General features: G+C 69.1%; 14 protein-coding genes. 4 read left to right on the forward strand and 10 right to left on the reverse strand.

From position 1 onward, the window contains the following. Positions 1–57: 57 nt before the first annotated feature. The gene (locus Sri02f_RS15565) at positions 58–1,074 is read left to right on the forward strand and encodes a LacI family DNA-binding transcriptional regulator (protein ID WP_109001841.1); all 1,017 of its coding nucleotides are present in this window, start codon (positions 58–60) and stop codon (positions 1,072–1,074) included. 64 nt (positions 1,075–1,138) lie between these two features. Here Sri02f_RS15565 and prcA read toward each other — a convergent pair whose 3' ends face one another. From prcA to arc, 6 genes are all read right to left on the reverse strand, one after another. After that, the gene (gene prcA, locus Sri02f_RS15570; RefSeq protein ID WP_109001842.1) at positions 1,139–1,876 is read right to left on the reverse strand and encodes a proteasome subunit alpha; all 738 of its coding nucleotides are present in this window, start codon (positions 1,874–1,876) and stop codon (positions 1,139–1,141) included. A 62-nt stretch (positions 1,877–1,938) separates the two neighbouring features. Then, complete coding sequence (gene prcB, locus Sri02f_RS15575; RefSeq protein WP_069771818.1) at positions 1,939–2,784, reverse strand: proteasome subunit beta; 846 nt, start codon at positions 2,782–2,784, stop codon at positions 1,939–1,941. Beyond that, on the reverse strand, positions 2,736–3,302 hold the full coding sequence (locus Sri02f_RS15580; protein ID WP_373865101.1) for an endonuclease VII domain-containing protein: 567 nt from the start codon (positions 3,300–3,302) through the stop codon (positions 2,736–2,738). Before Sri02f_RS15580 ends, prcB begins: the two co-directional genes overlap by 49 nt. Beyond that, on the reverse strand, positions 3,241–3,459 hold the full coding sequence (locus tag Sri02f_RS15585; protein ID WP_109001844.1) for a ubiquitin-like protein Pup: 219 nt from the start codon (positions 3,457–3,459) through the stop codon (positions 3,241–3,243). The genes Sri02f_RS15580 and Sri02f_RS15585 overlap by 62 nt, the downstream gene beginning before the upstream one ends. A 188-nt stretch (positions 3,460–3,647) precedes the next feature. Continuing rightward, positions 3,648–5,159, reverse strand: a complete 1,512-nt coding sequence (dop, locus tag Sri02f_RS15590) for a depupylase/deamidase Dop (RefSeq protein WP_373865102.1) — start codon at positions 5,157–5,159, stop codon at positions 3,648–3,650. Positions 5,160–5,392: 233 nt separating this feature from the next. Further along, positions 5,393–7,159: a proteasome ATPase gene (arc, locus tag Sri02f_RS15595; RefSeq protein WP_109001848.1), complete on the reverse strand. Its 1,767-nt coding sequence runs from the start codon at positions 7,157–7,159 to the stop codon at positions 5,393–5,395. A gap of 243 nt (positions 7,160–7,402) precedes the next feature. On the opposite strand from arc, the gene Sri02f_RS15605 reads away from it, so the two are divergent. Then, complete coding sequence (locus Sri02f_RS15605; RefSeq protein ID WP_109001849.1) at positions 7,403–7,708, forward strand: ferredoxin; 306 nt, start codon at positions 7,403–7,405, stop codon at positions 7,706–7,708. Between the two features lie 57 nt (positions 7,709–7,765). Here the strand turns inward: Sri02f_RS15605 and Sri02f_RS15610 are convergent, their stop codons facing one another. From Sri02f_RS15610 to Sri02f_RS15620, 3 genes are all read right to left on the reverse strand, one after another. After that, entirely contained in the window at positions 7,766–8,332 is a 567-nt protein-coding gene (locus Sri02f_RS15610) for a hypothetical protein (RefSeq protein ID WP_109001851.1), read from the reverse strand. A gap of 231 nt (positions 8,333–8,563) precedes the next feature. Then, positions 8,564–9,466, reverse strand: coding sequence for a tRNA (adenine-N1)-methyltransferase (locus tag Sri02f_RS15615; protein ID WP_109001853.1), 903 nt, complete (start codon positions 9,464–9,466; stop codon positions 8,564–8,566). Between the two features lie 58 nt (positions 9,467–9,524). Then, positions 9,525–11,105 (reverse strand): site-2 protease family protein, encoded by a 1,581-nt coding sequence (locus Sri02f_RS15620; protein WP_109001855.1) that lies wholly within the window; start codon positions 11,103–11,105, stop codon positions 9,525–9,527. A gap of 188 nt (positions 11,106–11,293) precedes the next feature. On the opposite strand from Sri02f_RS15620, the gene Sri02f_RS15625 reads away from it, so the two are divergent. Together Sri02f_RS15625 and Sri02f_RS15630 are read left to right on the forward strand one after the other, a co-directional pair. Beyond that, positions 11,294–12,289, forward strand: coding sequence for a RecB family exonuclease (locus Sri02f_RS15625; protein WP_109001857.1), 996 nt, complete (start codon positions 11,294–11,296; stop codon positions 12,287–12,289). A 14-nt stretch (positions 12,290–12,303) separates the two neighbouring features. Continuing rightward, on the forward strand, positions 12,304–12,975 hold the full coding sequence (locus tag Sri02f_RS15630) for a response regulator (protein ID WP_109001859.1): 672 nt from the start codon (positions 12,304–12,306) through the stop codon (positions 12,973–12,975). A gap of 80 nt (positions 12,976–13,055) precedes the next feature. On the opposite strand, the gene Sri02f_RS15635 is transcribed toward Sri02f_RS15630, so the two are convergent. Next, the gene (locus tag Sri02f_RS15635) at positions 13,056–14,663 is read right to left on the reverse strand and encodes an ABC transporter substrate-binding protein (RefSeq protein WP_109001861.1); all 1,608 of its coding nucleotides are present in this window, start codon (positions 14,661–14,663) and stop codon (positions 13,056–13,058) included. Positions 14,664–14,817: the final 154 nt, after the last annotated feature.

The raw sequence follows: 14,817 nt of genomic DNA on the forward strand, positions 1-14,817 counted from the left end.
CTTGTCATACGTACCATGTGCGCTGTTCGCCCGTCCAGACGAAGGAGCAGGCCCACCGTGGCACGAGGTAGCACCCGCCCCACGAGCCGCGACGTCGCCCTGGCCGCAGGCGTCTCCCAAGCCGCCGTCTCCCTCGTCCTCGGCGACAAATGGCGCGGCCGCGTCTCCGAGACCACCGCCCAACGCGTACGCGAAGCAGCCCGCGAACTCGGCTACCGCCCCAACCTCGCCGCCCGCAACCTCCGCCTCGGCCGCACCCGCACCGTCCTCCTCGTCGTCCCCGCCCTCACCACCGAATTCTTCGCCGGCGTCTACACCGGAGCCGCACGCGTAGCCGCCGCACACGGCTTCGGCGTCGTCCTCTACCCCTCCCCCGAAGGCGTCGGCCCCGCCCGCGACCCCTTCGCCTCCGCACAGGCCGCCCTCGACGGCGTCCTCGCCTCCTCCATGGCCGCCGACGCCCTCACCGCCATCCGCGGCGACCAGCTCCCCCTCGTCATGCTCGACAGCGACCCCGCCGGAAGCCTCGGCGCCGCCACCGTCAACCTCGACATCGCCGACGGCGCCCGCCAGCTCGCCGACCACCTCCTCGGCCTCGGCCACCGCCACTTCCTGCACCTCGCGGCCGACGTCCCCTCCTGGACCTTCGACGTCCGCGCCCACGCCCTCACCACCCGCATCGCCGCCACCCCCGGCACCACCCTGCGCACCGCACCCGCCCCCATCTCCATCGACGAAGCCCGCGCCGCCGCCGAAACCGCCCTCACCGCCCCCGGCCCCCGCCCCACAGCCGTCGTCTGCGACGACGACAAACTCGCCGCCGGCGCCTACAAGGCCCTGCGCCGCCTCGGCCTGCGCATCCCCGACGACATCTCCGTCACCGGCCTCGACGACCTCGCCCTCGCCACCGCCCTCGACCCCGAGCTCACCACCGTCCGACTCGACGCCGAACTCTTCGGCGAACGCGGCATGCAAGCCCTCCTCGACGTCCTGGAAGGCCGCACACCCGACGCCGCGGACATCCCCGTCCACCTCGTCGTACGAGCCTCCACAGCCCCGCCCAGCGCCCCCTGAACGCCCTGTGCCCCGGCCGACGACCCGACCGGGGCACACAGGGATCCCACACACACCTGACGGGCTACTCCTCCTCGGAGCTCTCCGCCTCCGTCGACGCACCGTCCGTCTCCAGCAACCGGCCCAGCTGACGCCCCACGATCCGCTTGAACTTCCGCTGCTGCGGCCGCGTCCGGTCCAGCACCGCGACCTCCAACCGCTCCGCCGGAATCTCCCGCTGCGTACCGTTGGTGTCCCGCGACAGCGCCTGCACCGCCAGCTTCAACGCGTCCGCCAGACTCATCCCGTCCTGATGACGCTGATCCAGATAACTGCTGATCTGCTCCGCATTGCCGCCCACCGCGACCGAACCGTGCTCGTCCACGATCGACCCGTCATGCGGCAACCGATAGATCTGATCACCGTCCGGAGTCTCACCGACCTCCGCCACGACCAGTTCCACCTCGTACGGCTTCTCACCCGCCGAAGAGAAGATCGTGCCCAGCGTCTGCGCATACACGTTCGCCAGACCACGCGCCGTCACGTCGTCACGGTCATAGGTGTAACCCCGCAGATCGGCGTACCGCACACCGCCGATCCGCAGATTCTCGTACTCGTTGTACTTGCCGGCGGCCGCGAAACCGATCCGGTCATAGATCTCGCTGAACTTGTGCAGCGCACGGGACGGGTTCTCACCGACGAACACGATGCCGTCGGCATACTGCAGCACGACCAGGCTGCGGCCACGCGCGATGCCCTTGCGCGCGTACTCCGCGCGGTCCGCCATCGCCTGCTGGGGTGAGACATAGAACGGCGTCGACACCGGTTAACCGTCCCTTTCTGTCGAAGTCACTGGATCACCTGGGACAAGAACGAGCCCGCCGACTACAGCAGAGCGGCACGCGGGCCGTCCGGCTGCTCCAGACGACGCTCGAGAATGGAACGGGCGATCTCCGACGACTCCTCGTCGGTCAACCGACGGAAACCGTCCTCGGTGATCACGGTGACGATCGGATAGATCCGACGCGCGACATCGGGACCACCGGTCGCCGAATCGTCGTCCGCCGCGTCGTACAGAGCCTGCACCACCAGCGTCGTGGCCTGCTCCTCGGACAGATCGGCACGGTAGAGCTTCTTCATCGCCCCCCGCGCGAACACCGAGCCCGAACCCGTCGCCGCGAAGTGATGCTCCTCCGACCGGCCGCCCGTCACGTCGTACGAGAAGATCCGGCCCCGGTCCCGGTCCACGTCGAAACCGGCGAACAACGGCACCACCGCCAGACCCTGCATCGCCATGCCCAGATTCGACCGGATCATGGTCGACAGCCGGTTCGCCTTGCCCTCCAGCGAGAGCTGCGCCCCCTCGACCTTCTCGAAGTGCTCCAGCTCCAGCTGGAACAGCTTCACCATCTCCACGGCCAGGCCCGCCGTGCCGGCGATGCCCACGGCCGAGTACTCGTCGGCCGGGAACACCTTCTCGATGTCCCGCTGCGCGATGACGTTGCCCATCGTCGCGCGACGGTCGCCCGCGAGCACGACGCCCCCGGGGAACGTGACGGCCACGATCGTCGTCCCGTGCGGAGCCTCGATCACACCCTGCGTCGGGGGCAGCTGCCGCTTGCCGGGCAGCATCTCCGGCTGGTGCTCGGAGAGGAAGTCCATGAAGGACGAGGACCCAGGCGTCAGGAAGGCAGCTGGTAGACGCCCGGTGCTACGAGTGTTGGCTTCCACGAAGTTCCCTCCAGGTAGGCGGCTGCCCGACGAACAGCGTCGGGGTCGTCTCCCAACTTGCCGATGGCCGAATTGCAGTTGAAGCACAGTACGCCACGGACCCTACCCGTCTCGTGGCAGTGATCCACATGGACGGCCGGGGCTTTCAGGCAGATCACGCACAGCGCCTTCCGGGAAGCGACCATGGCGTCACGCTCGGCTTCGGTCATGCCGTACTGACGCTTCAGGTGCCCCTCACGCCCCGCTACAGCGCGGCACGCTGTGCCCTCAGGGCTTGGCCTCATCACAGCCCAAGCCCTGAGCTTCTCGTCGACGCCGGTAGGCCTCCGCTCCGCATCCGCGGCGACGATCCTGGAGCCTGTCGAGCTTGCACCTGTCAGCCGCGAATGGGCTGGCGGGGAGAGTCCGTCTGCACGCCGGGCACCGCTTGCCGGCACCCGAATCGAACATTTAGGACTATTCCCCGCCTTTCTGGACAAATGAGCGCACGAAGTCCTCGGCGTTCTCCTCGAGTACATCGTCGATCTCGTCGAGAACCGAGTCCACGTCGTCGCTCAGCTTCTCGTGGCGCTCCTTGAGGTCCTCGGAGCCCTGCGTCTCCGCGGTCTGCTCCTCGACCTCCTCCGTGGAGTGCGTCGCCTTCTGCTGGCCGCCGCCGGTGTCCTTGGTCGCCATAACCCTCACCCCGCTCTTTCGCCCGACATGGTCGACAGGTCGGCATTCCTGCCGATCGGTGATGATCAGAACCCTACAAGCCCGGTCCGACATCGGCCCCGCAGTTGCGTCAACGTACGAGGCCCATCTCGATGATTCCCGGACGGGGGGCGTTCCACCCGTCCGGCAGGTTCCGTCCGGGTCACGGTTCAGCCGCCCGACAGGACCCTGACCAGGTCTTCCGCGGTGCGGCAGCGGTCCAGGAGCTCCTTGACGTGATTCCGCGTTCCGCGAAGGGGTTCCAGGGTTGGGACGCGTTGGAGCGAGTCCCGGCCCGGCAGATCGAAGATCACGGAGTCCCAGGAGGCCGCGGCGACGTCGTCGGCGTACTGCTCCAGGCAGCGGCCGCGGAAGTACGCGCGGGTGTCCTCAGGGGGCTTGCCCACGGCCCTCTCGACCTCGGACTCGTCCAGGAGGCGTTTGATGCGCCCGCGGGCCACGAGGCGGTTGTAGATGCCCTTCTCGGCCCTGACGTCGGCGTACTGGAGGTCGACGAGGTGGAGACGGGCGGCGTCCCAGTCGAGGTCGTCGCGGCGCCGGTAGCCCTCCATGACCTCCCGTTTGGCGACCCAGTCCAGTTCGCCGGCCAGGCTCATGGGGTCGTTCTCCAGGCGGGTGAGGGTGTCCTCCCAGCGGGCGAGGACGTCCTTGGTCTGGTCGTCGGCGTCCGCGCCGAAGCGTTCCTCGACGTATTTGCGCGACAGCTCGTAGTACTCCATCTGGAGCTGCACGGCGGTGAGCGTGCGGCCGCTGCGCAGGGTGACCAGCCGTTTCAGGCCGGGGTCGTGGGAGACCTGGTGGAGGGTGCGGACGGGCTGGTCGACGGCGAGGTCGACGGCGATGAAGCCGTCCTCGATCATCGACAGGACCAGGGCCGTGGTGCCGAGCTTGAGGTAGGTCGAGATCTCGGAGAGGTTGGCGTCGCCGATGATCACATGGAGGCGGCGGTACTTCTCGGCGTCGGCGTGCGGCTCGTCGCGGGTGTTGATGATGGGGCGTTTCAGCGTCGTCTCCAGGCCGACCTCGACCTCGAAGTAGTCGGCGCGCTGACTGAGCTGGAAGCCGTGTTCGTGGCCGTCCTGGCCGATGCCCACGCGGCCCGCGCCGGCGAAGACCTGGCGGGAGACGAAGAAGGGCGTGAGGTGGCGCACGATGTCCGAGAAGGCGGTCTCGCGCTTCATCAGGTAGTTCTCGTGCGTGCCGTAGGAGGCGCCCTTGTTGTCGGTGTTGTTCTTGTAGAGGTGGATGGGCTGGGCGCCGGGGAGCGCGGCGGCGCGTTCGGCGGCTTCGGCCATGATGCGTTCGCCGGCCTTGTCCCAGAGGACGGCGTCGCGGGGGTTGGTGACCTCGGGGGCGCTGTATTCGGGGTGTGCGTGGTCGACGTAGAGACGTGCGCCGTTGGTGAGGATGACGTTGGCGAGGCCGATGTCCTCGTCGGTGAGCTGGCTGGAGTCGGCGGTCTCGCGGGCGAGGTCGAAGCCACGCGCGTCCCGCAGCGGGTTCTCCTCCTCGAAGTCCCAGCGGGCCCGGCGGGCCCTGTGCATCGCCGCCGCGTAGGCGTTGACGATCTGGGACGAGGTGAGCATGGCATTGGCGTTGGGGTGGCCGGGCACGGAGATGCCGTACTCGGTCTCGATGCCCATTACTCGCCGTACGGTCATGCGGCCCTCCTTGCCCGGCGGCACCCTCGGTCGTGGGCGCCGCTCAGATACCGGTGGTGCTCCGGTGCGTGTGCGGTGCCCGTCCCCGCAACTAGCGACCCGGCGGTACGGAAGAGCCTAGAACGCCTCTGCGCTGGTGGGGAGATCATTTGCGTCATTGCCTTGCTCCAGCCGTGGCCCGGAAAGCAGTCGGCTGCGGGTACCCGTGGTGGGCACCCGCAGCCGCCCTGTTTTTACAGGTACTGTCCGGTGTTCGCCACCGTGTCGATGGAGCGTCCGGTGTCCGCGCCCTGCTTTCCGGTGATGAGGGTGCGGATGTAGACGATCCGTTCGCCCTTCTTTCCGGAGATGCGGGCCCAGTCGTCGGGGTTGGTGGTGTTGGGCAGGTCCTCGTTCTCCTTGAACTCGTCCACGCACGCCTGGAGGAGGTGGGAGACGCGCAGGCCCTTCTGGTTGTGGTCGAGGAAGTCCTTGATGGCCATTTTCTTGGCGCGGCCGACGATGTTCTCGATCATGGCGCCGGAGTTGAAGTCCTTGAAGTAGAGGACTTCCTTGTCGCCATTGGCGTAGGTGACTTCCAGGAAGCGGTTTTCCTCGGATTCGGCGTACATGTGTTCCACTGCCGTCTGGATCATGCTCTGGACGGTGGTGGTCTTGTCGCCGCCGTGTTCGCCGACGTCCTCGGAGTGCAGGGGGAGGCGTTCGGTGAGGTACTTCTGGAAGATGTCCTTGGCCGCTTCGGCGTCCGGACGCTCGATCTTGATCTTCACGTCGAGGCGGCCGGGGCGCAGGATGGCGGGGTCGATCATGTCCTCGCGGTTGGAGGCGCCGATGACGACCACGTTCTGCAGGCCTTCGACGCCGTCGATCTCGGCGAGGAGCTGCGGGACGATGGTGTTCTCGACGTCGGAGCTGACGCCGGAGCCGCGGGTGCGGAAGAGGGATTCCATCTCGTCGAAGAAGACGATGACGGGAGTGCCCTCGGAGGCCTTCTCCCTGGCGCGCTGGAAGACGAGGCGGATCTGCCGCTCGGTCTCGCCGACGTACTTGTTGAGGAGCTCGGGGCCCTTGATGTTGAGGAAGAAGCTCTTGCCGGTGGCCTGGCCGGTGACTTCGGCGACCTTTTTGGCCAGCGAGTTGGCGACGGCCTTGGCGATGAGCGTCTTGCCGCATCCGGGGGGTCCGTAGAGGAGGACGCCCTTGGGCGGGCGGAGCTCGTGCTCCTTGAAGAGGTCGGGGTAGAGGTAGGGCAGTTCGACGGCGTCGCGGATCATCTCGATCTGTCCGCCGAGGCCGCCGATCTGCTCGTAGCCGATGTCGGGGACCTCTTCGAGGACGAGTTCCTCGACCTCGCTCTTGGGGACGATCTCGTAGACGTATCCGGAGCGGGGTTCGAGCAGGAGGGCGTCGCCGGGCCGGATGGTGACGTCCAGCAGGGGCTCGGCGAGCCTGACCACTCGTTCTTCGTCGGTGTGTCCGAGCACCAGGGCTCGTTCGCCGTCCTCGAGGATCTCCTTGAGGGTGACGATGTCGCCGACGCGCTCGTATTCCATGGCCTCGACCACGTTGAGCGCTTCGTTGAGCATGACTTCCTGGCCGCGTCGGAGTTCGTCGAGCTCGACGCCGGGGCTGACGTTCACGCGGAGTTTGCGGCCGCCGGTGAAGATGTCGGCCGTGCCGTCCTCGTTCGCCGTGAGGAAGACGCCGAAGCCGGCCGGCGGCTGGGCGAGCCGGTCGACTTCTTCCTTGAGGGCCACGATCTGGTCGCGGGCCTCGCGGAGTGTGTTGGCCAGTCTCTCGTTCTGGGCGGACACGCCGGCCAGGTTGGTCTGCAGCTCGACGATCCGCTCTTCGAGAATCCTCGTGTGTCGCGGAGAGTCGGCGAGCTTGCGCCGCAGGACGGCGATCTCCTGCTCAAGGTAGGCAATCTGCCCGGACGGGTCGTCGGACCCTCGTCCCGGGCGGATGCCGCGGTTCATGTCGTCGTCGTGGGCTGCCACGGTCCTCACCTCCTCCAAGGGGAGCTGGACGCTTCCAGACCCTACCTGGGTGGGTGTCGATTGAAACCCCTAGATCACAAAGACTGTCGGGGTGTGTCCGATCTTCACCCTTGCGCTCTCCCTCACGCCAGGGGAATACCCACCGAACATGATTGGAAAGCGGCCGAGGGTAGGGTCGAAGTGTTCAACACCCGTCGGAGCCTGCATGGTTCCCTGGCGGCTCGACGATAAACGGCAGGAGTTATGGGCGTGCAGCAGGAGGCCGGTGTCGGTGGCGAGGCCCTGGAGGTGTGGATCGATCAGGATCTCTGTACCGGTGACGGGATCTGCGCGCAGTACGCGCCGGAGGTGTTCGAGCTGGACATCGACGGGCTGGCGTATGTCAAGGGCGAGCAGGACGAGCTGTTGCAGGCCAAGGGGGCTGTGACGCCGGTGCCGTTGCCGTTGCTGGGGGACGTGGTGGACTCGGCGCGGGAGTGTCCGGGTGACTGCATTCATGTGCGTCGCGTTGCGGACGGGGTCGAGGTCTACGGTCCTGACGCGGAGTGAGCGCACCGGTTCACGGGGTGACGTCTGTCTGATTTCTCACAGGGCGAACGGCCGGATTCAGACGTTGCGGGTGCCTGCGGGGGTCGAGCGGATGAACTTGTGGTCCTTCCACTGCCATCGGGCGCTGTCCTTGACGTCGGGGCAGCAGCTGGGCACGTCGGCGGTGGAGTAGCCGAGGAGGGTGGCGACGACCGCTCCGTCGGTGATGCCGAGGCCGGTGACGGTGTTGCGGGCCTTGGGGTCGATGAGGGTGGCGACCACGCGTGCGTGGGCGTCGTCTGCGCCGCGGGTGAGGACGTAGACGCCGTCGGGCGGGGTGCCCATGGGGGCGTCGCAGTGCACGACGGCGACCGTTTCGGGGGCGCCGTCGCCGTCGAGGTCGCCGGTGGCCTTCTTCACGACGAGGGCGGTCACGGGGCCGCATCGGATGGGGAAGTCGACGCCGGTGGTGGCGGGGGCCGCGGCGGGCCGGGCCGGTGAGCCGGCGGTCTGGGCGGCTGTCGCGGGTCCGGGTTGCAGCAGCGAGGAGAAGGCGACGACGCCGGCGACGGCGGTGGCGGTCGCGACCCAGTGGATGGGCCGGGTGTGGGTGTGTGCCAGTTCCGGGACGGCGGAGTGCTGCACTAGGTGTGTCTCCTGCGGGGCTGTGCCGGTGGGGGTGGATTGGCCAGCATCGTGCCACACGTCACAGGGTGGGGGAACGGCGGGGGTGCGGGATTTCGGACGTCCCGGGTGTGGTGTCGCGGGTGTGGTGTTCCGCGCGTGGATGAACTGGCGAGGCGCCGTGGTGGAGTTCCCGGTGGGTGGGGGGAACTCGGCCACGGCGCCTTGTCGTTGTGGGTGGTGCGGGGGGGGTCAGCGACCGCTGGCTCCGTCGGCGTTGGGGCCGGCGTAGTCCTCGCCGTAGGCGCCCTTGGCGGGGCGGCGGCGACGCATGGGGGGCTCGACGCCGTCGGCGAGGCGACGGGCGGTGAGCAGGAAGCCGGTGTGGCCGATCATGCGGTGGTCGGGGCGGACGGCGAGGCCTTCGATGTGCCAGTTGCGGATCATCGACTCCCAGGCGGTCGGCTCGTTGAAGGAGCCGATCTCGCGGATCGACTCGACGGTCCGGGCGAGCTGGGTGGTGGTGGCGACGTAGCAGCAGAGGATGCCGCCGGGGACGAGTGCCTTGGAGACGGCTTCGAGGCATTCCCAGGGGGCGAGCATGTCCAGGATGACGCGGTCGACCTCGGTGTCGCTCAGGTTGTCCTGGAGGTCGCCGACGGTGAGCTGCCAGGCGGGGTGCGGGCCGCCGAAGTAGCGCTCGACGTTCGCCTGCGCGATCTCGGCGAAGTCCTCGCGGCGCTCGTAGGAGTGCAGCATGCCCTGGTCGCCGATGGCGCGCAGCAGGAAGCTGCTGAGGGAGCCGGAGCCGACGCCGGCCTCGACGACGCGTGCGCCGGGGAAGATGTCGGCGAAGGCGAGGATCTGCCCCGCGTCCTTGGGGTAGACGACGGCTGCCCCGCGGGGCATGGACAGGACGTAGTCGGGGAGCAGGGGGCGCAGCGCGAGATAGGCGACGTTCCCGGTGGTGCGGACGACGCTGCCCTCGGGTGAGCCGATCAGTTCGTCGTGCGGGAAGGAACCCTTGTGGGTGTGGAAGTTCTTCCCGGCTTCGAGCGTGAACGTGTAGTGGCGGCCCTTGGGGTCGGTCAGCTGAACCTGGTCCCCGACCTTGAAGGGCCCGCGCCTGCGGGCGGCACCGGTCGGTTCGGACATGTGACCAGCCTACCGGCGTTTGGCGGGGTCGCCGACCACCGCCCGGGGGGACCGGCGGTCAGTTGGGGCGGGCCATGGCCTTGACGAAGGCGCGCTCGACGTCGGCGGCGGAGAGGACGCCGAAGATCTCTCCGGTCTCCTCGACGACGAGGTATTCGGTGGCGGGGGTGGCGCGCAGGACGTCGAGGAGATCTTCGCCCGCGAGTTCGGCGGAGACGCGCATGCCGTCGGTGAGGTCCTGGGCGAGGCCGCTGACGGCGACCCAGGGGCGGCGGTGTTCGGGTACGCCGACGATGGCGGCTTCGCGGACGAGGGAGAGGGGTTCGCCGTGGGCGTCGACGACGACGAGGGCGCGGGCGCCGGCGTCGTTGGCGCGGCGGAGGGCTTCGGAGAGGGGGGTGTGGGTCTCGACGGGGACGGCGCGGCGGGTGAGGGTGCGGGCGCGCAGTTCGGGGAGGTGTTCGCGCAGGCGGGCCATGCGCAGGCTGTTGCCGGCGCCGGTCCAGATGATCGCGGCGAGGATGGCGGCGAGGAGGGCGTCGGTGACGGTGTCCATGCCGACGCTGTCCTCGGCGCTGGTGCCGAGGGCGCCGGACTGGGTGAGCAGGGGGAGGCCGATGAGGACGGAGACGGCGAGGGCGCGGCCGACCCAGGCGGCGGCGATGGTGCCGCTCATGGGTTTGCCGGTGATCTTCCAGACGACGGCGCGGAGCATGCGGCCGCCGTCGAGGGGGAGGCCGGGCAGCAGGTTGAAGATCGCGACGATGAGGTTGGAGATCATGAGGCCGGCGAGCAGGACGCCGGGTACGGTGCCGCGCTCGACGGGTTGCATGGCGAGGTAGAACAGGCCGGAGAGGGCGAGGGAGAGGAGGGGGCCGACGAAGGCGAGCCAGAACTCGCGGCCGGGGGTCTCGGCTTCTTTCTCGATCTCGGAGACGCCGCCGAAGAACTGGAGCTGGATGCGGCGGACGGGGAGTTCGAAGCGGAGGGCGGCGACGGTGTGGGCGAGTTCGTGGATGAGGACGGAGGCGTAGAAGGCGACGGCGAAGAAGAGGGAGACGAGGTAGCGGGCGGCGCCGAGTTCCGGCAGCACACGGTCGAGCTGGCCGCCGAAGACCCAGGTGATGAGGGCGGCCACGAGGAACCAGCTGGGGGCTACGTAGACGGGTACGCCGAAGGGGCGGCCCATGAGGAGGCCGCCGCGGGGCTGCTCCGGGGGGCGGGCGGGCGGGGGGCCTTTGGGGAGGCCCGGGGGTGTGGGGGGCGGGGGCCCGGCACGGTCGGCCCGGGCCGCCGGTGCGGGGCGGTCGGCCGGTTCCGCGCGACCGGTCGGCCCGGCGGAACCGGCCTGACCCGCCTGGCCCGCCTGACCGGCCTCGCCGGATTCGCCGGATTCGTCTGCCGGTCCGGCCCGGTGGGCGTGGGGGGCCTCGGGTTCGGCGCTCTCGTCGTCGTGCGTGGTGGCGCGGGGGGCGCGGCTGTCGTCGTCGGGCGTCTGCGGCTGCCGGGCGCCCTGGGGGCCGTCGGCCGGGGCCGGGTGGTGCTGGGGGTCGGTGGCCGGGGACGCAGGTGTCGCGGGGTGCTCGGCCGACTGCTCGTTGTCCGGCCGCGGCCGCCCGCTCCCGCCGCTTTCCACCACGGTGTCCCCTCGATCGAAGCGTCTCCCGCCGGTGCCGGGCGGGAGGGTCTGGGACCGATGGTATGCGGCGGTGGTGGTGTGTTCCGCCCCGGCACCCCCTGTGATTCCCCGCAGGTCCTCGCCGTCCGGGGCGGGGGCGTGGTGCGGGCGGGGGTGACTGTCGGTGGCGGGCCGTAAGGTCTGTGGTCATGGAGAGCAGCAGCGAGGACGTCGTCCAGGTGGGCGACGGTGGTGTCGTGGAGGGTCCGGCGGACGTGGTGGCGGGTGAGGTCGCGGTGGTGTCGGAGGAGGTGGCGCCGGTGGTCGCGGCGGTGGCGCCGGCCTCGCTGTCGCCGTCGCGCGCCGGTGATTTCATGCAGTGCCCGCTGCTGTACCGGTTCCGGGTGATCGACCGGTTGCCGGAGAAGCCGAGTCCGGCGGCGACGCGGGGGACGCTGGTGCACGCGGTCCTCGAACGGCTGTTCGATGCTCCGGCGGCCGAACGGACGGCTCCGCGGGCCAAGTCGTTGATCCCCGGTCAGTGGGACCGGTTGCGGGAGAGCCGGCCCGAGGTGGTGGAGCTGTTCGCCGACGATCCGGAGGGCGAGCGGCTGGCGGGGTGGCTGGCGGAGGCGGAACGGCTGGTGGAGCGCTGGTTCACGCTGGAGGATCCGACGCGGCTGGAGCCCGCCGAGCGGGAGCTGTTCGTGGAGACGGAGCTGGAGTCGGGGCTGCGGTTGCGCGGGATCATCGACCGGGTCGACGTGGCGCCGACCGGCGAGGTGCGGATCGTCGACTACAAGACGGGCAAGGCGCCGCGGCCGGAGTACGCCGAGGGCGCGCTGTTCCAGATGAAGTTCTACGCGTTGGTGGTGTGGCGGCTGAAGAACGTGGTCCCGCGGCGGCTGCAGCTGGTCTACCTGGGCAGTGGGGACGTGCTGACGTACGACCCGGTGCTCGCGGATCTGGAGCGGGTGGAGCGCAAGCTGCTCGCGTTGTGGGAGGCGATCCGGCAGGCGACGGAGACGGGCGAGTGGCGGCCTCGGCCGACGAAGCTGTGCGGTTGGTGTGATCACCAGGCGCACTGTCCGGAGTTCGGGGGCACTCCCCCGCCGTATCCGCTGGCGGTGACGCTCTCCGCGCCGGAGCCGGTGAGGGCGGCCGAGTCGGAGGGCGGGGCGCAGGGCAGAATGGGGCCGGGCTAGAGAAGGAGATTCACGTGGCCATCCGCGTCCTGCTGGTCGACGACCAGCCGCTGCTGCGCACGGGCTTCCGGATGATTCTGGAGGCCGAGCAGGACATCGCGGTCGTCGGTGAGGCCGGAGACGGTCTGCAGGCTCTCGACCAGGTGCGGGCGTTGCAGCCCGATGTGGTGTTGATGGACATTCGTATGCCGCGGATGGACGGGGTGGAGGCGACCCGTCAGATCACCGGTCCCGGGCGGGACGGGCCGGCGAAGGTGCTGGTGCTGACGACGTTCGATCTCGACGAGTACGTGGTGGAGGCGTTGCGGGCCGGGGCGAGCGGATTCCTGCTGAAGGACGCGCCGGCTGTCGAACTGCTGCAGGCGATCCGGGTGGTGGCCGCGGGTGAGGCGCTGCTGGCGCCGAGCATCACGCGCCGGCTGCTGGACAAGTACGCCACGCATCTGCCGTCGGGCGACGAGCCGGTGCCGGACACCCTGCACACGCTCACCGACCGCGAGGTGGAGGTGCTGAAGCTGGTGGCCCGGGGTCTGTCGAACGCGGAGATCGCCGCGGACCTCTTCGTCAGCGAGACGACGGTGAAGACGCACGTGGGTCATGTGCTGACGAAGCTGGGGCTGCGCGACCGGGTGCAGGCCGCGGTGTACGCGTACGAGAGCGGTCTGGTGCGTCCGGGCGCCCAGTGACGCGGAGCACGCTGACGACGGTGAAGGGCGCCCCTTGTCCGCAAGGGGCGCCCTTCGTCGTGCGTGGTGCTGGGGGTGGGTCAGTTGCTGGAGCCTCGGCCGAGCTCCCACAGCTGCAGGGTCGCGGAGGAGTTCAGCACGTAGGCCGTGCCCGTGACGTCGTTGTTGGCGGCGACGTACTGCTTGCCCTGCCACAGCGGCAGGATCGGGACGTCCTTGGCGACGATGTCCTGGACCTCGGTGAGGGTCTTGGCGGCGCTGAGGCGGTCGGCCTCGCGGCGGGAGGCCGGGATCAGCTTGTTGATGATGTCGCTGTTGGCGTACGGGGACTTGAGGAAGTTGTCCTTGTCCAGGAACGGCGCGACGAAGTTGTCGGCGTCGGGGAAGTCGGGGAACCAGCCCATGCCGTAGACGGCGTACTCGCCCTTGCGCTCGGCGGGGACGAACGAGTCCCAGGGCGCGCCCTTGATGGTGACGTCGAACAGGCCGCTGCCGTTGAGCTGCTTCTGCAGCGTCTCGAACTCCTGCTTGGTGGCCGAGCCGTAGTGGTCGGTCGTGTAGTTCAGCGTCAGCTTCACCGGGGTGGTGATGTCGGCGTCGGCCAGCATGGCCTTGGCCTTGCCGACGTTCGGGTCGCCGTAGGCGTTGAAGAACGAGTTGGAGTGGCCGGTGACGGTGGCCGGGACGAGCGAGTAGAGGGGCTCGGCCTGGGAGCCGTAGACCTCGGAGACGAGCTGGCCGCGGTTGACGACCTGGGCCATCGCCTGGCGCACGGCCTTCGACTTGACCGTCGAGTCGGTGGTGTCGAAGGCGAGGTAGCGGATCTCGAGGCCGTTGAGCTCGACCAGGTCGATGTCGCCGGCGGCGGAGGAGTCCGAGAGCTTGCGTATCTGCTGGGGCGACATGGTGCGGGTCATGAGGTCGATGTCGCCCTTTTGCAGGGCGGTGCCCATGGCGTCGGCGTCCTTGAAGGAGACCATGTCGACCTCGTCGTTGTTCACCGTCAGCGTCCCCTTGTAGTGGGGGTTCTTGGTGAACACGGCCTTGGTCATCTCGTCGCCGTCGGTCTCGGCCTTGAGGGTGTACGGGCCGGAGCCGTCGATGTCGAAGCCGTCGCGCAGCTTGCCCTTGTCGTAGTCCGCGGGGTTGACGATTCCGGCGACCGGGGTCGACAGCTTGAAGGGGAACGTCGCGTCGGCGGTCTTGAGATGGAAGATGACTTCGTTGTCGCCCTGCGTTTCGATGGTGTCGATGGTGGACAGCAGGGCGAAGACGCCGGAGTCGGCCTTGATGGTGCGGGCGCGCTCGATGGAGAACTTGACGTCCTTGGCGGTCACGGCGTCGCCGTTGGCGAACTTCAGGCCGCTGCGCAGCTTGCAGGAGTAGCGCTCGTTGCCGGTGTCGGTGAAGCCGCAGCTCTCGGCCGCCTCGGGCACCGGCTCACCCTCGCCCTTGGGCTGGATCATCAGGGTCTGCACCGTCTGGCGCAGGATGTTCCAGGTGCCGACGTCGTAGGAGTACGCCGGGTCGAGCGGGGCCGGGGCGTCCTTCGTGGCCGTGAACCGGTCGGTGGTGCCGACGACGATGGCGTCGCCGCTGCCGCTCCCGCTGTCGGTTGCGCCGCAGGCCGCGAGTGCGGGCGCGAGCAGACCGACCACGGCCGGCAGCACCAAAGTCTTACGGTTCATGCTCGAGTTTCTCCACAGCTGTCGGTCCGTGTACCCGGCATGCAGGGGTGGCGCTGCGGATCACGGGGTTAGGGCGATGTTCTCGCGACGAGATTAGTCCGGACCGGCAGGACGGTTGGCGGCCACCGGAGTTGAAAGCCCATCACGCTGTGAA

Origin of the sequence: Streptomyces rishiriensis (genome assembly GCF_003112535.1) — a bacterium.
Lineage (GTDB): Bacteria > Actinomycetota > Actinomycetes > Streptomycetales > Streptomycetaceae > Streptomyces > Streptomyces rishiriensis.